Here is a 19,687-nt window from a genome sequence, read left to right as displayed (position 1 = left end):
ACCTGCCTCACCCAGCGACGGGATAGGGATCGGCGGGGATGACCTGGACCCAGGAGTACTGGTTGATCCAGCTCGGACCACCCGCGGTCGCGACGACACCGAACTCGAAGCCGCGTGCCCGCAGGGAGTCGATCGCCCGTGGGAGGTACTTCGGCTGGTTCGACGGGCAGTCGACGACCTCGTTGCCGTCGTGCAGGAGCAGCAGCGCCTGCGGGGCTGCGTTGTCGTTGAGGTAGCGGTGGACGCCCTGCGCTCCTGGGCAGGAGTAGTCCCCAGCGCCGGTGTCCCAGTGCCACAGGACCCCACCCCACATGCCGAGCGAGCGGATGGCCCGGTTGCCCGAGTCGCTCTCGACCCCCTTGGGGTAGCGGAACAGCACGGGGGTCACCCCGGTGATGCGGCGGATCGCCTCGTTGGTGCGCACGATCTCGCTGAGGGCCCCGGCGTCGTCGAGCGTGTCGAAGGTGGTGTGGGACCAGCCGTGGTTGCCGATGACATGCCCTTCGTCATGGATGCGGCGCACGATCTCGGGGTGCCGCACGACGTGCGTGCCCTGGAGGAAGAACGTCGCCTTGACCTTCTTCGCCCTGAGCACGTCCAGCAGCTGCGGCGTGATCTCGGACGGGCCGTCGTCGAAGGTCAGGGCCACCAGGCCCATGGATCCCGGTGGCACCGGAGCCCCAGCGCCGTGCTCGTGGTCCTGCAAGGACCTGCCGGCCTTGGCGTCCCCGGGCTCCGCCGTCCCTGTGCCCGCGCTCGACAGAGCCTTGGTGGAACCCATGCCGAACAGGCCGAACAGGCCGACCAAGAGGGTCAGGACGCCCACGACCACGATGACGTGGGGCAGCGCGCGACTGCGGGTCATCGCCTGCCCCCGATCGCCACGGCCGCCGTCCGGCGGTCGTCGAGCACGCGAAGGCTGACGACCTGGGTGCGGCGCACCAGTCGATGGACGACGAAGGCGGCGAAGGCCAGAGCGAAGACGAGCAGGGCCCAGTGCGCGAAGGCGAACGCGCTCATGGCGAGGGTCCCTGACGTCAGGGACGCCGCCTGGACGGCGTGCTGACCGGAGCTGTTGAAGTACATGCGATGACCTACCAGACCTGTGTCGTGCGTCGGAAGCTGTGGAACAGCGCTGTGGCCGTGCAGGCCTCGAGGAAGAGGCCGTAGGCGTCCTCCACGACCATCGCCGCGCTGAGGGCGATGTCCTTCCAGGTGCGATCGGGGACCCGCCAGGCCGAGGTGACCCGGTCGACCCACATGAGCAGGAGCGGCACCATCCCCAGGAGGGAGAAGGTCAGTCCCATGCCGAGCTGGAACAGGGCCACGACGTACGCGAGCCAGACCAGCCGCATGAAGGAGGAGAGACCAAAGAGTCCGTATGCCGCGATGTCCCGTCGCGTTGCCGGGATCCAGCCACGCTTGCGGCACTCGTCGACCCCACCCCGCCCCCAGCGCAGGCGCTGCCGCCAGAGCTCGCGGAAGGCGGCGGGGGTGTCGGTCAGGACGTGCGCACCGGAAGCTGCGCTGACGGCATACCCGATGGTCTTGAGGTCGAGCGTGAGCGCATAGTCCTCGATGAGGGACTCGCCGTCCCACGGCGCCTGGCGTCGGAAGGTCTTCGTGACCTCGGTCAGGGCATCGACCCGATAGAGGGTTGCGGCACCGGAGGCCACCTGGACGGTCCAGGCCCGCAGCTCTCGAGTGTCGTCGTAGCGGGCGTACTCGAGTCGCTGGAGACGCCAGGCCAGACCTGAGCCGTCCTTGGCCCAGTAGCGGGCGCACACCGCACCGAGGGGCCGGTGCTTCCGACGACCGCGGGGGCGGCGGTCGATGACGTCGAGCATGCCTTCGATGGCATCCGCCGTCAGCGAGGTGTCGGCGTCCATCGTGAGGACGTGGGTGGCTCCGCCGACGTAGCGCAGCCACGCCTGGTTCAGGGCCCCTGCCTTGCGCGCCCTGTTGCCGAGGGTCTCGAAGACGGCGACGCCCTCGACCGCGGCCAGTGCCACGGTGTCGTCGGTGCAGTTGTCCGCCGCGACGACGATGAGGTCGGGTGGTCTCGTCTGGGCCTTGAGAGAGGCGATCGTGCTGGTGATCTGAGCGGACTCGTTGTGCGCTGGGACGATGGCGACAACGTCACGACCATCGCTCGAGCGGGTGCTGTGCATGTGTGGATTTCCCTGCCAAACGTGTGTAGAGCGTCAAACGTGCGGACGGCGCAGAGCCGTGACGGACGACCTGCGGATGGTCGGCCCCCGAGTCCCCTGATCTGCGGGCTCCCCCATAGAGAGCAGCGACCCCCGCATCCGTGACGCGACCCTCTTGAACCTTTTTTGAACGTCCCTTGGACATCCCTTGACCCGCCCTTGACCCGGGCAGGATGTCGCTCGTGACCGGGGCAAGGAAGGTGCGCCCGCCGCGTCACGGATCGACGCTCGGACGCTCTCTTAGCATGTGACGGAACTGCCGTCAGAACTTTGACGACATCGGGTGGAGTGGGTTCAGCGGTGGGGAAGATGCGCGGAAGGGCTCGATGCTGCGCCGGACCACGCTCGGCGCACGGGTAGCTCGTGAGCCCCGCGTCACACAATCGCCGCGAGCGCGTCACTCTTCACGTGTGTAGCGTCAAAATTCGAGCGTGGAGCATGGTCAGGGTGGACGGGGCAGGACGTGGATGAGGTGGATGACCTGAGTGGTGTGCCGGAGCAGGTCTCCGACGCCGAGCTCGTCGAACGGCTCCGGCAGGGCGACCGCGAAGCCACGGTCGAGCTGTGGACCCGGCACTACCCCGCCGTGCTCGTCGCCGCGAAGAACGTCACCCGGCAGCAGCGCGATGCCGAGGAGATCGCTTCTGACGCCTTCTCCGGGATGTTGTCCGCGACGGCCTCGGGCACGGGCCCGACGACCTCGGTGCGGGCCTACCTCGTGACGTCGGTTCGCAACCTGGCCGCGAGCCGGGCACGCCGGTCCTCGGCCAGTGAGGTCATCACCGACGACGTCGCCGTCTTCGACCGGCCCACCCGTGACACCACTGCGCACATGTCCGAGCTCGAGCTGGTCCGAGTCGCCTTCGCCGCCCTCCCGCGGCGCTGGCAGATCGTGCTGTGGCGCACTGCCGTCGACCGGGACACCAACATCGACGTGGGCCGGGCCATGGACCTCTCACCCAACGCTGTGGCGGCCCTGGCCAAACGCGCCCGCCGAGGGTTCCGGCTGTCTTACCTGCGCGCGCACCTCTCCGACCGTGGTGTCTCCGCAGAGTGTGAGCCGTTCATCGACGGGTTGGCCGACCTCACGGTGTCGAAGACCGGCACCGCCCACGGTGTCGCGGAGCACGTCGCGGGGTGCAGCAAGTGCGAGGGGCGCCTCGCGGAGCTCAGGGCGGTGGACGCGAACTTCGCCGGGATGCTGGCTCCTGCCCTCTTTGCCCTCGTCCCTGCGCAGATGTTGACGGGGGTCGCGGGCGCGGGGGCGGGCGCGTCGACGGCGATCCTGGCCGGCGCCTCCTCTCCCGCCACCGGTCCTGCACACCTGCTGCCGCACCTGGGCAGCAAGTGGGTGCTGGGCTCCGTCGGTGCTCTTGCGGCCACCAGCATCGCGGTCGCGGTCGCGATGGGAACCGGGGGAGACGCCTCCCCCACGCCACCCGCTGCAGGCGTCGTCGCCGCCTCGCTCACGCCATCGGTGACGCCCACCATCGCCCTCAGCCCCAGCACGACCTCCCCGGCGCCCGAACCTTCGCGCACCCCGCAACCCGGTGCGCCGCGGCCGACACGCACGACGAGCGTGGCCCCGCCCCCCACTCCTTCGCCGCCCGTGACTCCTTCGGTCCCGACGCGCACCGTGCCGGCGGCGCCGAGCACGACCCCATCATCAGCACCGCCCACCCCGACGACCTCGCCCTCACTGACCGCCAGCCCCGTGACGGCGAGCCTGGCCATCCGGGCACCCCGGACCGACACCCTCGTCGATGTCACTGCATCCGTCGACGGCACGACCGGCCCCATGCGCCTCACCCTCGAGGTCCCCGACGGGGTGACCCTCACCGGCGTCAGCGGTCACTGGCGCTCCTGCTCCCAGGACGTGGGATCCATCACGTGCGTCGGCAACTCCCGGGCCCCGGGCACGTGGAAAGGCACCCTTCGCACGGTTTGGGCAGACGAGGCCCGGGGAACGGTACGTGCAACCATCCGCGGGACCTATGCCAACGGATCGCCGGCGGTCGGATCCGTCGAGGCGACCTGGCCCCCGTGACTGCCATGAGCCACCTCTCGCTCGTCGAGCGTGCACCAGAGATCCCCCACCCCGCCCAGGAGGTCGAGATGGACCCGTCCTACAAGACACTGGTCTCGTCCTCGGACCTTGAGGAGCTTGCCGAGGCGGTGGAGCGGGCCTCCTTCCTCAACCGGGAGGCCTCCGACTCGGCGTCCCAGCTCCTGGATCCCTCCTGCATGCTCGAAGCCCTGTCGGACGTCTACGCCGCGTCGCTGCGACTGGTGCGCGAGAACGACCGGTGCAGCCACGAACGGCCCTTCCGGCAAGGACACTGAGCAGGTCCGAGGACGGCACGCGAGGTGGTCCGTCAGGGCTTCATCGGTCTATGCGCCTGCGACGCCCGTGTCGTCCCATCGCGAGGATGGCTGCACCGGCCACGAGGAGCGCAGCCCCGAGGGTGACCGGGGTGGTGACGCTGGACCCGGTGTAGGCCAGGCCGGACGCGCGCGCCGGGTCCGAAGCGTGGGCCGGGCCGGAGGGGTGGCTCAGGCCTGGGGGCGGGAGCTCGAGGGTCACGGGCGGCGACGCGTCGAGGGCTGTGCCGGCGAACGTGGCCGCACTCTCCGGTCCATCTTCCTGAGCGACGGCTCCCGAGGAGGGTGCCGTTGCTCCACCCGCCCCGCCGGCCGGCACCGTGGTCGAGCCGGCCGCCGACGCCGATGTCGAGGCCGGTGTCGAGGCGACTCCGGCGACACGGCCGGCGTCGATGTCGGCCTGAGTGACGGCATACGCCTCCGAGATGCACACGGTCGACTGGCCCGGCGTCAGGGTCGACGGCGGGCACGTCAACGACAGACCCAGGTCCGCCAGCATCCGGTCGGCCACCACGATGTCGGGCAGGACGACAGCCCCGATGTTGGAGACGTGGAGGGTGTAGGTGACCTCGTCACCCACGCCGGCCAGACCATCGCCGTTGCGATCCAGGGTGAGCGCTGCCGACTTCGCCACCGAGACACCGGGTGTGCCGCTGATCGGGGCCACCACGGTGGTGACCGAGGCCGAGCAGCCCGTGCCCGGCGCCGGCGGGCAGCTGGCATCGAGGGTCGGGACGGTGACGGTCGCAGTCCGCATGCGGTCGCGGCCCGCGCCCGTCACGACGGGGACGGGGAGAGCTCCGCCGGCACGACGGTCGCCGTGCTCTCGATGCTCGAGGTCGACCCGGCTCCGACGACACCCGTCACCCGGTAGGTGAGGGTGCCACCGGCGTTGACGCGCACCGTGTCGGCGAGGTCACCCACGCCCGAAGGGGTGCAGGTGGTCGGCGCGGCCGGCGGCAGGGTGCTGTTCCCGGCTGCGGTCACCGAGCAGGCCCAGGTCGCACCGGTGACGGCAGCAGGCAGGTCATCGGTGACTGTCGCACCGACGGCGTCGCTGGGTCCGTCGTTGTGCACCGTCACGGTGTAGGTGATCGCCTCCCTGGGCACGTACGACGTGGCGTCGGTGGTATTGGTGATGGACAGGCCCACCTCAGGGAGCACCGTCAGGGGCGTCGAGGCCGGGAGGTGCACCCCAACGCTGGCCGCAAAGTTGCTGTCGCAGTCCGGGATCGGTTCACCGTCGAGGTCGGTGCAACCCGAGGTGGTGTAGGCACCGGGCGTGCTGCTGCTCACCTGCACCGTGATCGTGCAGGAGGCCTCCCCCCTGTCCAGGTTGCCCGTGGCGCTGACGCGTTCACCCGTCACGGCACTGTCCGTGAGCTCGCACGTGCCACCGGGTCGGCCCGACGCCACGAGTCCGCCAGGGAGGTCCTCGGTGAACGACCACCCGTTCTTGGCCAGGAGCTCGGCCGTGTTCGTCACGGTGAAGTTCAGGGTCGTGGACCCGCCCTGTGGGATCGACGACGGGGCGAACTCGTGCTGCAGCCGCGGGGTGACGTCCGTGATCTGCGGGAGGTCGAGCGCAACGTCGTTGCCGGTGCCCGTCGCCTGGAGGTTCCGCACCCGGATGCCCAGGGCAGGAGCCGTGACACCGGGAGGCACCTGCACCGCGTCGGACTGGAACTCCACCACGCTGACGGGGGCACCATCGATTTCGTAGTCCCTGGCACCCGGGTCGGTGCACGGGTCGAGCTCGCGACCGACGACCGACGGGGAACCGCCGACGAGCAGCGCGAGCTCCAGCCGCGCGTGAGGGGACGTGCAGTTGGTCTCGGCGAAGACGCCCGAGACGGCGTAGAAGTGACCGGAGACCGCCGGGACGGAGCCCTCTGCGGTCTGCAGCTGGACACCGGCGGCCTGCCGGCCGGAGGTGGTGTTCGTGTAGTCGCCGAGAACCTGGTTCTGTGCCGCCGCTGCTGGGGTCATGCCCTGGAAGAGGCCCATCGCGACCGCCATGTCGCCGAGGGTGTCGAAGGCCCCGTTGCGCTCGCACTCGTCGGTGTTCGTGACCATGGGACTGCCACCGTCGACGGGAAGCGGCGTGCCCTGGCGCATGACCCATCCGTTGCAGGCGCCGGCTCCCGGGCTCCAGGCAGCGTCGGCCGTGTAGGTCTCCCCAGCGGCCGCCGCGTCCCCCGTGTAGTCAGCAAGGCGAATCGGCGCTCGACCGGCGTCCGTTGCGGAGAAGTCCTCGCTGTAGACCACGGCCGCCTCCGATGCGCCCAGCGGCGTCAGCGAGGCGGCGGCTGCTGTGCTCCCCAGGATGGCTGCCCCCATGGCCGAGGCCGTGGCCAGAGCCAGGATCAGGACGGCAACGGTCCACTGGTGAGCGCGCGCACGGCATGGCTGAGCGCTTCTTCTGTATGGCAAATGGAGCACGTACCCCTCGACGAACCTGGACCTGGTCACTGGTAAGACTCGACTCCGGGCAGAAGGTGACGCGCCGACCCCGTCGAGCCTCCCTCGGCGGCCCGAGGTTTGACTCCCGGCGAGATTACCGGCCGTCGCGGACGCCCGAAGCAGGTTGGTGTGCGGGGACCTGTGAGACGCACCACTGAGCCGCCGTGTCCGTCGACCGCGAGCTCGCTCGTGCCGGTCCGGGACAGCCGTGGCGTGTCAGGGGCCGGGAGTAGCGTCGCCGGCATGGACACCACGGCAGCACAACCCACCGCCGACCGTCCCGTGTTCCCGGACGGCTACGGCATCCCGCACACCGCGCAGGGCCAGCTCGCCTGGGCCGACGTGGAGCCGCGGCTCGAGCGGTCGATGCACTACTGGCTCAGCAGCGTCAGGCCCGACGGCACACCGCACTCCGTGCCGCGCTGGGGCGTCTGGCTCGACGGACGGTTCTGGTACGACGGGGCGCCGACCACGCGGCATACCCGCAACGTCGAGCAGAACCCGGCCGTCACCCTGACGCTCGAGAGCGGCACGGAGGTGGTCATCGTCGAGGGCACCTCGGAGGCCACCCGGGCCGAGCCCGACGACCTGGGCGCGCGACTCTCCACGGCCTTCACGAAGTACGCCGACAGCGGCTACTCCCCCGGTCCGGACTCCTGGGCAGGCGAGGACGGCGGCGGCCTGCGCGTCATCACCCCGCGTCGCGCGATGGCCTGGTTCGCCTTCCCCAAGGACTGCACCCGCTTCACGTTCTAGTCCAGGGCGGCGAGCAGGTCGCGCACCCGTGGGGCGACCTCCTCGCCGAAGAGCCTGATCGACTCCATCCGCAGGTCATGGGGCAGGTGCCCGTTCGAGTACTTGAATTGGAACCGCGACGCGCCCAGCGCCCGGGTGGTGTCGACGATCTTGCGCGCGACCGTCTCGGGAGAACCGACGTATGCCGCCCCGCTGGGTGACATCTGCGCCCTCGCTGCCGCTTCGGTCATGGGGGCCCACCCGCGCTCGCGGCCGATCTTGCGCATCTGGTGGAGGAAGTGGGGCAGGTACTCCTCGACCGCCGCGTCGTCCGTGGCGGCAACGTGCCCGGGCGAATGCACCCCGATCGGCAGACCCGGGTGTCCGAGCTCGGTGCAGGCCCGGCGATAGAGGTCGGCGAGCGGGACGAACTGCGCGCTCGAACCGCCGATGATCGCGATGACGATGGGCATGCCGTACTGCGCGGCCCGCACCACCGATGCGGGGGTGCCGCCGACCCCGACCCAGGTCCGCAGGTGACCCGACTCGGTGGGCGGCATGACCGGCCCCGACTCCACGGGCGGCCGGACGGTGCCGGACCAGCGGACGTCCCTCTCCTGCAGCACCTTGGCGAGCAGGTCGAGCTTCTCGCTGAAGAGCACCTCGTAGTCGTCGAGCGACAACCCGAACAGGGGGAAGGACTCGATGAACGACCCGCGACCGACGGTGATCTCGGCCCGTCCGTGGGACAGGGCGTCGACCGTCGAGAAGCGTTGGAACACCCGGATCGGGTCGTCGGACGACAGCACCGTCACGGACGTGCCCAGCCGGATCTGCGAGGTCGTCGTCGCCAACCCCGCCAACACGGTGTCGGGCGCCGAGATCGCGTAGTCGGGACGGTGGTGCTCGCCGACCCCGAAGAAGTCGAGGCCGAGACGGTCGGCGAGCTGACCCTCGGCGAGGACCTCACGGATGACCGTCGCCGCAGGCAGCGGCGAACCGTCCGCCCCGAGGGCGATGTCGCCGAAGGTGTCGAGTCCGAGCTCGAGGGCGGGTGCGGGAGCGGTGTCGGCCATGACTCCAGCCTAGGAGTGCTGCCCGGCACGCCACGCTTCGTCCAGGTCCTCGCGATGGCGTGACGGGTCACGCCATCGCAAGGACCTGGACCGAGGAGTCAGCTGTAGAAGCCGATCCGCGTGGTCTCGTAGGTCGAGTTCCCGCCACGGTCGAAGTTGATCGTGCTCTTGACGATGGCCGTGTAGTGCGTGTCCTCGTAGGCCGTGGCCAGGCTTCGGCACTCGCCACCAGCGGTGTCGATGTCGCCGAACGAGATCGTCGGGCCACGAGAGGTGTTGTCCGGGCGCAGGGTGACCTGGATGACCGCCCGGTCACGGATGTTGACCTCGTCGGCCCGCACACAGAAGCGGTCCTCGCCGTCGTTGTACCAGACCTTGCCCTGGTAGACGCGTCGCTCGAACGAGTTGGCCGACGCTGCACCGGCGGTCGCGACGAGGGTGAGGGCTGCCATCGAGGCTGCGGCCGAGGCCCGGATCAGTCGCCTGCTGGGACGTGCTGGCATGGGGTTGTCCTTTCCCTGGGGTTGGGGATGCGGGTCGTGCGGGGGAGCCGGGCTCAGGTGTAGAACTGCACCCAGCCGGTGCTGTTCCACCAGGTGTTGGTGCCGCCGTAGTTGCGCATCTCGGCGAGCCGGTCCTCGGCGATCGAGAGATTGCCCGTGCAGTGCCTCGTGCGGCTCGCCGAGACGCTGAGGTACTGGGCGTTGCCACCACCCACGAGGCGCATGTCGGCATAGGCCACTGCCCCGGGCGCGCTCGAGCGGAGGGTCAGGCACAGCGTGTCGACGGAGTCGTCCCAGCTGAGGACGGAATGCACGGCGCCCGAGGGACTGGTGAGTGGGATGGAGCGGTCGGCGGCATGGGCGGGGGCTGCGACCGCCACGGTGGCGAGGGTGGCGGCGGCGACAGCCGTCATGGCAACGACCGTTCGCTTGACGATGGTGCTCATGTGTAGAAGTTCCCGTCCTTGGAGGCCTTGCCCGGGTAGCTGAGGTTCATCCAGTAGTAGCGGTCCTCGGCGATCGACATGTTGCCCGTGCAGCTCGCCGGCTTGCCGAACCCGGCGTGGTTGACGCCGACGACCGAGCCGCTGCCGCTGTGCGGGCCAATCCTCGCCGAGGCCATCTGGCCGTCGACGAAGCTCTTGACGCACAGGTTGTCGGTGAGGTCGTCGTACCAGGCCTTGGCGATGACGGTGCCGCTGGCGTTCTTGATCACCAGGGTGAGGTCGCTCGCGTGGGCCGGAGCCGCAGTGGCCATCCCCAGGCTCACGGCCGCGGCCGTCGTGGCGACGACGGCTGCGAGCGAACGCGTCGCCCGCTTCGTCAGGGCGCTCATGTGTAGAACAACCCGTCGGTGCTGCGGTTCTCGTCGCCGACGATGGCGAAGGCCCGCTTGTCCTCGGGGATCGAGAGGTTGCCCGTGCACGCCGGCGTCGACGAGTAGCCCGAGTGCGACTTCCGCACGATCGGGTAGCTCGGCACGTCGAGGAGCTCCATCGTCACGGTGATCGTGCGACCGGCCACGAAGCTGCGGACACAGAGGTTGTCGTGGCTGTCGTCCCACGTGGCCTGACCGATGAGCGTGCCCGAGGCGCTCCTCAGCGGGATCGTCTTGTCAGCCGCGTGGGCCGGGGCGGCGCTCGTGAGAGCGAGGGCAAGGCCGGCGCCGAGTGCGCCGACGGCAGAGAGTGTGCGTTTCATCCGTAGTCCCTTTCGATGCGTTTCCGTCAGTGCGCCGATGGTGGCGGGGACTGCTGCGGATGCGCTGCGATTCCACTGCGAAGGAGCGAGAGGTATGCCGGCCGCCCACGCGGGCGGACGGCATACCTCTCGGTTCCTTCAACGGCACCGGCCACCGTGGTGCCGAGGGCCGCGGCTCCGAGGCCGCTGTCCACAGCCCCTTGGGGACAAGCTGGGGACGCGTGCCCAAGACTTGTGGACAACCTGCCTCGTTCGGTGCACAACCCACCCCGGCCTGTGGAGGGCAGGAATAGTTGAGGAAGTTTGTCGAAAACGCTTGTGGCACAGGGCGATTGGGGAGTAGAAATGCCCTACGCACTCCCCCCGGGGAGAGCGGGACAGCTCGGAGACAAAGGTCCACACGGCGAGTTCGCTCGCTGCGGGAGCCAGGTGACGTGGCGCTCGGGACCGGAGTCGAAGGGACGTCGATCGGGAGCGTCACATCGACCGATCACTCAGAAGGGCCCTTGGAACTCATACTTCCGAGGGCCCTTCGCCTGTCCCCGGCTCTGCGTTGACAGGCCGGCGAGCAGGGGCGAGGGTGCACCGGGTGACGTCCCCCTCCGATGACTGGGCGCGGCACGTCCGCGAGGTGGCGGACGCCCACCCGGACCTCGCCGCCGAGCTCGCGGCCCACGGCCTGCCCGAGCGCTGGTCGCGACCGCCGGGGTTCCCCAGCCTCGTCCTGCTCATCCTCGAGCAGCAGGTGTCGCTGGCCTCGGCCGCGGCCTGCTTCGCGCGCGTCCGGGCACGCGCAGGAGCGATGACACCCGAAGCCCTGCTCGCGACGACCACGGAGGCGCTGCGTGAGGACGGCGTCTCCCGCCAGAAGGACCGCTACCTGCGTGCCCTCGCCACCGCGGTCGCCACCGGTGACCTCGACGTCGACGGGCTCGCGGCCCTCGCCGACGCCGACGTCGTCACCCGGCTGACCGCCCTCCCCGGGATCGGTCGCTGGACCTCGGAGGCCTACCTCCTCGCATGCCTCGACCGTCCGGACGTGTGGCCGGTCGGTGACCGCGCCCTCCAGGTCGCCGTGGCGGAGCGGCTGGGGCTCGCGGAAGTGCCCGACGGCCGCGAGCTCGAACGGCTGGGCGAGGTGTGGCGGCCGCACCGCTCGACCGCGGCCCGGCTGCTGTGGCACGGCTATCTCGCCAGGCGCGGACGCCGAGAGACGGTCGTCGATCTCACGCCCTGAGCCGCTGACCTGCGTTTCTTGACACGTTCAAGAAAACTGGCAGGCTGGTCCCGTGCCCGCCACCCCCACCGCCGACGTCGCGCACGTCGACTTCGAGCAGCTGCTCCGTGGGGTCGACCTGCGCGTGACGCGGCCGCGGCTGGCTGTCCTGCACGCCCTGCACGACACCCCGCACGCCGACACCGGAACGGTCATCGAGCAGGTGCGCACCCGGCATACCTCGGTCTCGCACCAGGCGGTCTATGACTGCCTCAACGCCCTGACCGAGGCCGGCCTCGTGCGCCGCCTGCAGCCCACCGGCTCCGTGGCGCGCTACGAGCTGCACGTGGGGGACAACCACCACCACGCCGTATGCCGGGTGTGCGGCTCGATCACCGATGTCGCCTGTGCGACCGGCCGGGCTCCCTGCCTGCATGCCGAGGACCCGAAGGGCTTCGCCGTCGACGAGGCCGAGGTCATCTACTGGGGACTCTGCCCGAGCTGCCAAGAAGCCTCTGCCGCAACCGGACTCACTGAAGCCACGCAGTCCAGCCAATCCACCAGCACCGCAACAGGAAATGAGAAGGGACGCCGATGACCGTCAACGACAACAGGACCGACGACGCCGAAGTCAGGGAGATGAACGACAGCCCCGCCGCGGAGAGCCGCATCTCCGAGGGGACAGGCGGCTGCCCCGTGGCCCACGGCGGCGTCGCTGCGCACCCGACGCAGGGTGACCCGAACCGTGGCTGGTGGCCGAACCGCCTCAACCTCAAGATCCTCGCTAAGAACCAGCCGGTGACCAACCCGCTGGGTGACGAGTTCGACTACGCGGCAGCGTTCCAGACGCTCGACCTCGCCGAGGTCAAGCGCGACATCGAGCAGGTCCTCACGAGCTCGCAGGACTGGTGGCCCGCCGACTTCGGTCACTACGGCCCGTTCATGATCCGCATGGCCTGGCACAGCGCCGGCACCTACCGCGTCGCGGACGGTCGTGGCGGCGGTGGCACCGGCCAGCAGCGCTTCGCCCCGCTCAGCTCCTGGCCCGACAACGGCAACCTCGACAAGGCCCGACGCCTGCTGTGGCCGGTCAAGAAGAAGTACGGCCAGAAGCTTCTCCTGGGCCGACCTCATCATCCTCACCGGCAACGTGGCCCTCGAGACCATGGGCCTCGAGACCTTCGGCTTCGCCGGCGGCCGAGTCGACGCGTGGGAGCCCGACGACGACGTCTACTGGGGTCCCGAGACCGAGTGGCTCGGCGACGAGCGCTACACCGGCGAGCGCGACCTCGAGAAGCCGCTCGCCGCGGTCCAGATGGGCCTCATCTACGTCAACCCCGAGGGCCCGAACGCCAACCCCGACCCGGCGCTGTCGGCCGTCGACATCCGCGAGACCTTCGGCCGGATGGCGATGAACGACGAGGAGACCGTGGCCCTCATCGCCGGCGGTCACACCTTCGGCAAGACGCACGGCGCCGCCGACCCCGGCGCCTACGTCGGACCCGAGCCCGAGGCCGCTGCGCTGCACGAGCAGGGCCTGGGCTGGAAGCAGACCTACGGGTCCGGCAAGCTTCCAGGACGCCATCACGAGCGGCCTCGAGGTCACCTGGACCACGACGCCGACCCAGTGGGGCAACGGCTTCTTCGACAACCTCTTCGGCTTCGAGTACGAGCTCACCCAGAGCCCGGCCGGCGCCTCGCAGTGGGTGGCCAAGGACGCCGACGCCATCATCCCGGCGCCCGACGAGGGCGGCGCCAAGCGTCTCCCGACGATGCTCACGACCGACCTCGCCCTGCGGGTCGACCCGGCATACGAGCAGATCTCGCGCCGCTTCCACGAGAACCCGGCCGAGTTCGCCGACGCGTTCGCGCGGGCCTGGTTCAAGCTGACCCACCGTGACATGGGTCCGGTCGACCGCTACCTCGGTCCGGAGGTCCCGTCCGAGGAGCTCCTCTGGCAGGACCCGATCCCCGCCAACGAGCACGGCACGTCCGCTGACGACATCGCCGCTGCCAAGGCAGCGATCGAGGCCTCTGGTCTCACCGCGACGCAGCTCGTCAAGGCCGCATGGGCCGCGGCCGGCAACTTCCGCAGCAGCGACAAGCGGGGTGGCGCCAACGGCGGTCGCATCCGCCTCGAGCCGCAGCGGAGCTGGACCGTCAACGACCCGCAGGAGCTGGCGACCGTCATCAGCACGCTCGAGGAGATCCAGGGCAGCACCAACGTGTCGTTCGCGGACCTCGTCGTCCTCGCCGGCAACGTCGGTGTCGAGCAGGCGGCTCGCGCCGCCGGTGTCGAGGTCGAGGTGCCGTTCACCCCGGGTCGCGGCGACGCGACCCAGGAGCAGACCGACGTCGAGTCCTTCGCCTGGCTCGAGCCGACCACGGACGGGTTCCGCAACTACGAGCTGCGCGACAGCCGGCTGCCGGCCGAGTACCTCCTCATCGACCGCGCCAACCTGCTCGGGGTCTCCGCTCCCGAGCTGACCGTGCTCGTCGGTGGCCTGCGCGTCCTCGGCGCCAACGCCGCGGGCTCGACGGCCGGGGTCCTCACCGACCGCGTGGGCACCCTGACCAACGACTTCTTCGTCAACCTGCTCGACCTGGGGACGACGTGGACGCCGGTCGAGGGCACCGACGCCTATGTGGGTCGCGGTGCGGCCGGCCAGGAGTGGACCGGCACGCGCGCCGACCTCGTCTTCGGCTCGAACTCCGAGCTGCGTGCCGTCGCCGAGGTCTATGCCTCCGACGACGCCGGTGAGAAGTTCGTCCACGACTTCGTCGCCGCCTGGGCCAAGGTCATGGACGCCGACCGCTTCGACGTCAGGAAGTAGCAGGCGCCTCAGCACCCACCGCACCACCTCGATGTCCTGCCAGGCGCGCGCCCCAGGCCGCGTCTGGTAGGACATTGCCGTTGGCGGCTCCTCGGGGGAAAATGGCACCGAGGAGAACCCCATGGTCAGCAGCCTCGGCATGGTCGCGTTGGCGCTGCTCGCTGCGCTGTTGGCGGGAGTGGTGGCCCAGCGGGCGCGGCGGCCCGTGGAGCCGCTCCCGCCCGTCCTGCTCGGTCTCGAGCTGGCCCGGATGGCCGAGCACGTCCGACGGGTCGAGGAGAGCGACCAGCCGTGGAAGGCCGAGCGGCTGGCCGCCACCACCTTGGCCTACGACCTGGTGCTGCGGGACTACTGCCGCAGCGTCGACCTCCCGGTGCCCGAGGGGCGCGGGTCCCTGTCGCGCAGCCAGCGGTTCGAGATGGAGTCTGCGCTCATCACCCACGGCCACGACTGGTGAGCCCGTCGTCGCGGGTTGGTTCGGAGTGGTTCGGGGTTGGTTCGCGGCCCTTTCGGCCCGCTGACCTGCCACGATGGCGCACATGACCCGACTGCGCACCGTCTCACCGCAGGCTCGTGGCTGGACGCGTCGTCGCGCCGGCAAGGGCTTCACTTATGTCGACGACAGCGGCAAGCGCCTGCCGGCCGAGGAGGTCGAGCGGATCCGGTCCCTGGCCATCCCGCCCGCGTGGAAGGACGTGTGGATCTGCTCGGTCCCCAACGGGCACCTCCAGGCGGTCGGCACCGATGACGCGGGACGACGGCAGTACCTCTACCACCCCGACTGGCGCGCCAAGCGGGACGCGATGAAGTTCGACCGCATCCTGGAGGCGGCCGCCCAGCTGCCCGCCGTCCGCCGTCGCGTCACCCGGGACCTGGGGCTTGACGGTATGCCGCTCGAACGGGCCGCCGCAGTCGCCGTGCGTCTGCTCGACCTCGGCTACTTCCGGATCGGCAACGACGTCTACACCGATGCCAACGGGTCCTTCGGCCTCACGACCCTGGAGCGCCAGCACGTCCGCAAGGTCGGCGAGGGGCTGCAGTTCTCGTTCGAGGGCAAGAGCGGCATCGACCAGCAGGTGACGATCCGTGACCCGGACGTCGCCGACGCCATCACCGAGATGCGCCGTCGTCGCAGCCAGTCCAAGCGCGTGCTCGCCTATCGCACAGCCTCGGGGTGGTCCGACCTGGCCTCCTCCGACGTGAACGCCTATCTCGCCGAGGTCTTCGACGCCGAGGTCACCGCCAAGGACTTCCGCACCTGGCACGCCACCGTCCACGCAGCCGCCGCGCTGGCGACCTCGCCGGAGCCGGGCGACACCAAGACCTCGAGGCGTCGCGCGGTCAAGGACGCGGTCCAGCAGGTCGCCGACTACCTCGGCAACACACCCACCATCGCCAAGAACTCCTACGTGGACCCACGCGTCCTCGACCGCTACGACAGGGGCGAGACGATCTCGATCCCCAAGGCCACGAGCCGCGACCCGATGAAGCGGCAGGAGAAGATCGAGAAGGCCGTCCGCACCCTCCTCAGCTGAGGTCGAGCAGGAGCCGGGCGGCTCCCCACGTGGCCGCCGCGAGGGCGGCGACGAACGTCGCGACCCAGACGAACGTGGGTATGCCGGTCAGCTGCCTGAGCACGGCCGCGTCACTTCCGCGGTCACGTCGGCCGTGGGCCGAGGTGAGGGCGCCGAGGTGACGCCAGGCGCCGACGAGCAGCACGAGGCCGGTCGTGACGACGGCCAGCACCTGGACCTCGTCGTTGCGCCACCACCAGAGGGCACCGATGCCGAGCCCGGCCGCCGTGACGGTGGCGAGTGTCCCGGCGGAGCGCACGAAGACCAGCACGACGACCAGGCTGAGCAGGCACGCGAAGAGGAGCGCGGCGGCATACCCCGTCGTCGCCGACCACACCATGAGCAGCCCGACGAGCGCCGGCATCGGGTAGCCCGCCCACGTGGTCGCGACCCGCCCGAGTCCCCGCGCCGGACCGACGGTGACGGCGTGGCCGGACATGTCGCCGCGCACGACGAAGCCGGTGAAACGGCGGCCGAAGGCGATCCCGACGAGGGCGTGACCGAGCTCGTGGACGAGGGTCACGGCGATCCGCAGTCGCAGCCAGATCGTCGGGACGAGCACGACGGCCAGCGCGGCGAGGAGGGCAGCGGCCAGGGCGCTGGGTTGCACACCGGGTGCGGCTGACCCCAGGCGCGAGGTGATCTCGGTGCCGATGTCCATGGGCGGTGAGCGTAGGCGGGTGGGCTGTGGGTGCTGACCGGGCGGGAGTCCGCGCAACAAAAGGTTGCGCCTCTCGCGGTGCGCAGCTATGTTGTGTGCAACCAAAGGTTGCGCATGCTGCAGCGCACCCCGTCCCGGCCGAAGTCGCAAGGAGAAGCGCCATGACCACGTCACCGAACGCCATCGGGAGCGGACGAGCCCGTCACGCCACCCTCATCCTCTTCGTCCTCTTCACCGGCGCCTTTGTCATGGGGTGTGCCGAGATGCTCGTGGTGGGGCTGATCGACCTCATCGCCACCGACCTCGACGTCTCGGTGCCGTCGGCAGGTGCCCTCGTCACGGCCAACGCAGTGGGTCTGGCGCTGGGCGGTCCGCTGCTGACCCTGTGCACCACCGCCCTCGACCGTCGACTCGTCGTCCTGGTGTCGACGGGCGTGTTCGTCGCCGCCAACCTCCTGCCTGCCCTGGGTGCCGACTACTCGACCTTCCTCGTGGCGCGGGTCGTGATCGGCGCTGTGCAGGGGCTCTACGTCGCGGCGGCCATCACGATGGCGACCTCGGTGGTGCCGCCGGAGCGAGCAGGCCGGGCCATGGCGGTCGTCATCTCCGGGTTCGCCAGCGCGAGTGCGCTGGGGCTGCCGCTCGGCACACTCCTGGGCCGGGCCATCGGCTGGCGAGGGTCGTTCGTCGCGGTCGTCGTCATCGCCGCTCTCGTGCTGGCGCTCGCGTCCGCCGTCCTGCCCTCCGTGCCTACGGCGAGTGACACCCACGCGCTCACCCAGGCCCGCCACGCCTTCGCGCCGCGGGTCCTCGCCCTCCTCGGTCTGTGTGCCGTCATCTTCGTCGCGATCCAGTCGGTCCTCACCTATGTCGTGCCGTTCCTCGCCCAGGTCAGTGGCGTCGAAGGATCCGTGGTGAGCCTCTTCCTCCTGGCCTACGGGGTGGCGACCGTGACGGGGTCCTCGCTCGGTGGGCGGTTCGCCGATGCCGACGCGGCGCGGGCCCTCGTCGTCGGGACCGTGGGGCTGCTCGCCGCCATCGCGCTCCTGGCCCCGTTCGGCGCGAGCCCGGTGTTCGTGGCCGTGGCGATCCTGGGCATGGGGCTGTTCGGGATGGGCATGGCGCCATCGCTCCAGCACCGCGTGGTCACGCTGGCCGGCCCAGGCGCTCCGCTGGCTGCGTCCCTCCCGGCGTCCGCGGTCAACGCCGGCATCGCGATCGGGTCGCTCGTGGGTGGGGCCGCCATCGCCCTCGACGGGGTGGGTGCGATCGTCACCGTGGGCGCTGCCTTCGCCGTCGTCGCGGTGGCCATCGCCGTGGCCACGCGCACCCTTCTCGTGGGCCACGCGGACGGCACGGAGGGTGCGGGCAGTGGGGACGGTCCGAGGCCGGCTGTGGAAGGGCCGGCGACGTCGGCAGCTCCGCTCATCACGTCCGGTAGCGTGGAGCGCAACCGATGATTGCGCGAACGGAGCAGGCGATGGAGCTCATCGAGTTCGGAACCCTCAGGCGCGAGATCCGCATCGACGCCTCGCCCGAGGTCGTCTTCGACGTCATCAGCCGGCCCGAGCACATCCGCGAGTGGTGGTCCGACGACGCAACCCTCGCGGCCGCCGCGCCGGGCACCGTCGGCGAGCTCGTGTGGGCCGACCAGGACGAACCCGTCCCCTTCGTCGTCGTCGACAGCGACCCGCCGCGGACGTTCTCGTTCCGTTGGACCTCGCCCGACGGGGAGATGCCGGTGGTCGGCAACTCCCTCCTCGTGACGATCGACCTGGAGGCGTCGCCTCCGGGCACCGTGCTGCGCCTGACGGAGACGGGGTTCCGCGAGAAGGGCTGGGAGGCGGCCGTGCTCGAGGAGGCGTTCCACGACCACGAGAGCGGCTGGGACCACTTCCTTCCGCGACTGCGCGCCCACGCGGTGAAGGTGGCGCAGGCGCGATGACGCCCGCGACGACGCCCGCGGTCGACGACCAGCTGTGGTCCGCGATGGGTGACCCGATCCGGCGCCAGGTGCTCGACATCCTCGTGGCCGACGGGTCCGCGACGTCGACGGGTCTGAGCGAGCGGCTCCCCGTGACGCGCCAGGCCGTGGCCAAGCACCTGGCCGTCCTAGACCGGGCCGGCCTCGTCCATGCCGAGGCGGCCGGTCGCGAGAAGCACTACCGGCTCGACGACGCCCAGTTCGCCCGGGCCGTGGCCCAGCTCAGCGCCGTCGGCAAGGCCTGGGACGCGCGCCTGCACCGCATCAAGAGGCTGGCGGAGTCCATCCAGTCCGAGACTCGCTAGTGCGCCGTGGTCGGATGGGCGGATGAGCGACCCACTGACCGCCGACCCGTGGCTCACCGACACGCTCGACCTCGACGCCTACCTCGCGCGCATCGGCGTCGGTGCCGCAGAGGTCGCGTCGCCGAGCCTCGACGCCCTCACGCGGCTCCAGACGGCGCACGTCCGCACGTTCACCTTCGACAACCTCGACGTCCTCCTCGGCGCCCATCCGGGCGTGGGCCTGCCGGCGATCCAGGCGAAGTTCGTCGGACGAGGCCGTGGCGGCTACTGCTTCGAGCACGCCTCCCTCTTCGCCGCCGTCCTGGACAGGCTCGGGTATGCCGTGACCCGTCACCTTGGCCGGGTCGGGGACCCACAGGTCGCGCCCCGCACCCACCTCGTCGTGATGGTCGACCTCGATGGGCAGCGGTTCGTCTGCGACCCGGGCTTCGGTCGGTCCTCGCTGGCCCCGCTCCCGCTCGTCGACGGCGCCGACCTGACAGCGGAAGGGTGGCGACACGGCATACGCAAGATCTCCGACGGAGAAGCTTCCGGCGTGGGAGGT

At 70.5% G+C, this 19,687-nt stretch carries 21 protein-coding genes and 2 pseudogenes; 12 read left to right on the top strand and 11 right to left on the bottom strand.

Annotation, left to right across the window (positions count from 1 at the left end; translation table 11 throughout):
* Positions 1 to 7 precede the first annotated feature (7 nt).
* The 3 genes from ACZZ98_RS07945 to ACZZ98_RS07935 are packed head-to-tail and all read right to left on the bottom strand — an operon-like array spanning position 8 to position 2,171.
* A complete protein-coding gene (locus tag ACZZ98_RS07945; RefSeq protein WP_463515727.1) occupies positions 8 to 865 on the bottom strand; it encodes a polysaccharide deacetylase family protein in 858 nt (285 codons plus the stop codon).
* Entirely contained in the window at positions 862 to 1,086 is a 225-nt protein-coding gene (locus ACZZ98_RS07940; RefSeq protein WP_463515726.1) for a hypothetical protein, read from the bottom strand. Before ACZZ98_RS07940 ends, ACZZ98_RS07945 begins: the two co-directional genes overlap by 4 nt.
* An 8-nt stretch (positions 1,087 to 1,094) precedes the next feature.
* Positions 1,095 to 2,171, bottom strand: coding sequence for a glycosyltransferase family 2 protein (locus ACZZ98_RS07935; RefSeq protein WP_463515725.1), 1,077 nt, complete (start codon positions 2,169 to 2,171; stop codon positions 1,095 to 1,097).
* A gap of 502 nt (positions 2,172 to 2,673) precedes the next feature.
* On the opposite strand from ACZZ98_RS07935, the gene ACZZ98_RS07930 reads away from it, so the two are divergent.
* Together ACZZ98_RS07930 and ACZZ98_RS07925 are read left to right on the top strand one after the other, a co-directional pair.
* On the top strand, positions 2,674 to 4,257 hold the full coding sequence (locus tag ACZZ98_RS07930; protein ID WP_463515724.1) for an RNA polymerase sigma factor: 1,584 nt from the start codon (positions 2,674 to 2,676) through the stop codon (positions 4,255 to 4,257).
* Positions 4,254 to 4,553, top strand: a complete 300-nt coding sequence (locus ACZZ98_RS07925) for a hypothetical protein (RefSeq protein ID WP_463515723.1) — start codon at positions 4,254 to 4,256, stop codon at positions 4,551 to 4,553. The genes ACZZ98_RS07930 and ACZZ98_RS07925 overlap by 4 nt, the downstream gene beginning before the upstream one ends.
* A gap of 40 nt (positions 4,554 to 4,593) precedes the next feature.
* Here the strand turns inward: ACZZ98_RS07925 and ACZZ98_RS07920 are convergent, their stop codons facing one another.
* Together ACZZ98_RS07920 and ACZZ98_RS07915 are read right to left on the bottom strand one after the other, a co-directional pair.
* Complete coding sequence (locus tag ACZZ98_RS07920) at positions 4,594 to 5,349, bottom strand: DUF7507 domain-containing protein (RefSeq protein ID WP_463515722.1); 756 nt, start codon at positions 5,347 to 5,349, stop codon at positions 4,594 to 4,596.
* A 20-nt stretch (positions 5,350 to 5,369) separates the two neighbouring features.
* Positions 5,370 to 6,932: a DUF7933 domain-containing protein gene (locus tag ACZZ98_RS07915; RefSeq protein WP_463515721.1), complete on the bottom strand. Its 1,563-nt coding sequence runs from the start codon at positions 6,930 to 6,932 to the stop codon at positions 5,370 to 5,372.
* 366 nt (positions 6,933 to 7,298) lie between these two features.
* Here ACZZ98_RS07915 and ACZZ98_RS07910 point away from each other — a divergent pair, with 366 nt between their 5' ends.
* A complete protein-coding gene (locus ACZZ98_RS07910) occupies positions 7,299 to 7,811 on the top strand; it encodes a pyridoxamine 5'-phosphate oxidase family protein (protein WP_463515720.1) in 513 nt (170 codons plus the stop codon).
* On the opposite strand, the gene ACZZ98_RS07905 is transcribed toward ACZZ98_RS07910, so the two are convergent.
* From ACZZ98_RS07905 to ACZZ98_RS07885, 5 genes are all read right to left on the bottom strand, one after another.
* Positions 7,808 to 8,866, bottom strand: a complete 1,059-nt coding sequence (locus tag ACZZ98_RS07905; protein ID WP_463515719.1) for an LLM class flavin-dependent oxidoreductase — start codon at positions 8,864 to 8,866, stop codon at positions 7,808 to 7,810. The genes ACZZ98_RS07910 and ACZZ98_RS07905 overlap by 4 nt on opposite strands.
* 98 nt (positions 8,867 to 8,964) lie before the next feature.
* Positions 8,965 to 9,369 (bottom strand): hypothetical protein, encoded by a 405-nt coding sequence (locus tag ACZZ98_RS07900; protein ID WP_463515718.1) that lies wholly within the window; start codon positions 9,367 to 9,369, stop codon positions 8,965 to 8,967.
* Positions 9,370 to 9,422: 53 nt separating this feature from the next.
* Positions 9,423 to 9,815, bottom strand: a complete 393-nt coding sequence (locus ACZZ98_RS07895; protein ID WP_463515717.1) for a hypothetical protein — start codon at positions 9,813 to 9,815, stop codon at positions 9,423 to 9,425.
* A complete protein-coding gene (locus ACZZ98_RS07890; RefSeq protein WP_463515716.1) occupies positions 9,812 to 10,204 on the bottom strand; it encodes a hypothetical protein in 393 nt (130 codons plus the stop codon). The genes ACZZ98_RS07895 and ACZZ98_RS07890 overlap by 4 nt, the downstream gene beginning before the upstream one ends.
* Entirely contained in the window at positions 10,201 to 10,569 is a 369-nt protein-coding gene (locus ACZZ98_RS07885) for a hypothetical protein (RefSeq protein WP_463515715.1), read from the bottom strand. Before ACZZ98_RS07885 ends, ACZZ98_RS07890 begins: the two co-directional genes overlap by 4 nt.
* Before the next feature lie 589 nt (positions 10,570 to 11,158).
* Here ACZZ98_RS07885 and ACZZ98_RS07880 point away from each other — a divergent pair.
* The 5 genes and pseudogenes from ACZZ98_RS07880 (at position 11,159) to ACZZ98_RS07860 (ending at position 16,154) form a co-directional block, all read left to right on the top strand.
* On the top strand, positions 11,159 to 11,806 hold the full coding sequence (locus ACZZ98_RS07880; RefSeq protein WP_463515714.1) for a DNA-3-methyladenine glycosylase family protein: 648 nt from the start codon (positions 11,159 to 11,161) through the stop codon (positions 11,804 to 11,806).
* A 52-nt stretch (positions 11,807 to 11,858) separates the two neighbouring features.
* Positions 11,859 to 12,383 (top strand): Fur family transcriptional regulator, encoded by a 525-nt coding sequence (locus ACZZ98_RS07875; protein WP_463515713.1) that lies wholly within the window; start codon positions 11,859 to 11,861, stop codon positions 12,381 to 12,383.
* Between the two features lie 41 nt (positions 12,384 to 12,424).
* Positions 12,425 to 14,619: pseudogene (katG, locus tag ACZZ98_RS07870) on the top strand (catalase/peroxidase HPI).
* 121 nt (positions 14,620 to 14,740) lie between these two features.
* Complete coding sequence (locus tag ACZZ98_RS07865) at positions 14,741 to 15,076, top strand: hypothetical protein (protein WP_463515712.1); 336 nt, start codon at positions 14,741 to 14,743, stop codon at positions 15,074 to 15,076.
* Positions 15,077 to 15,158: 82 nt separating this feature from the next.
* Positions 15,159 to 16,154 carry a DNA topoisomerase IB gene (locus tag ACZZ98_RS07860; protein ID WP_463515711.1) on the top strand — a complete coding sequence of 332 codons (996 nt, stop codon included), beginning with the start codon at positions 15,159 to 15,161 and terminating at the stop codon, positions 16,152 to 16,154.
* Here the strand turns inward: ACZZ98_RS07860 and ACZZ98_RS07855 are convergent.
* A complete protein-coding gene (locus ACZZ98_RS07855; protein WP_463515710.1) occupies positions 16,147 to 16,854 on the bottom strand; it encodes a M50 family metallopeptidase in 708 nt (235 codons plus the stop codon). The genes ACZZ98_RS07860 and ACZZ98_RS07855 overlap by 8 nt on opposite strands.
* Before the next feature lie 161 nt (positions 16,855 to 17,015).
* Here ACZZ98_RS07855 and ACZZ98_RS07850 point away from each other — a divergent pair, with 161 nt between their 5' ends.
* The 4 genes and pseudogenes from ACZZ98_RS07850 to ACZZ98_RS07835 all read left to right on the top strand — a co-directional run.
* Positions 17,016 to 18,314 (top strand): MFS transporter, encoded by a 1,299-nt coding sequence (locus ACZZ98_RS07850; RefSeq protein WP_463515709.1) that lies wholly within the window; start codon positions 17,016 to 17,018, stop codon positions 18,312 to 18,314.
* A complete protein-coding gene (locus ACZZ98_RS07845) occupies positions 18,311 to 18,799 on the top strand; it encodes an SRPBCC domain-containing protein (protein WP_463515708.1) in 489 nt (162 codons plus the stop codon). The genes ACZZ98_RS07850 and ACZZ98_RS07845 overlap by 4 nt, the downstream gene beginning before the upstream one ends.
* Entirely contained in the window at positions 18,796 to 19,143 is a 348-nt protein-coding gene (locus tag ACZZ98_RS07840; RefSeq protein WP_463515707.1) for an ArsR/SmtB family transcription factor, read from the top strand. The genes ACZZ98_RS07845 and ACZZ98_RS07840 overlap by 4 nt, the downstream gene beginning before the upstream one ends.
* 22 nt (positions 19,144 to 19,165) lie before the next feature.
* Positions 19,166 to 19,558 (top strand): annotated as a pseudogene (locus ACZZ98_RS07835) (arylamine N-acetyltransferase family protein); the annotation flags it as partial.
* Between the last annotated feature and the right edge of the window lie 129 nt (positions 19,559 to 19,687).

It is taken from the genome of Knoellia sp. AC549, from assembly GCF_979258975.1.
This window is presented reverse-complemented; position numbering and strand designations above follow the sequence as displayed.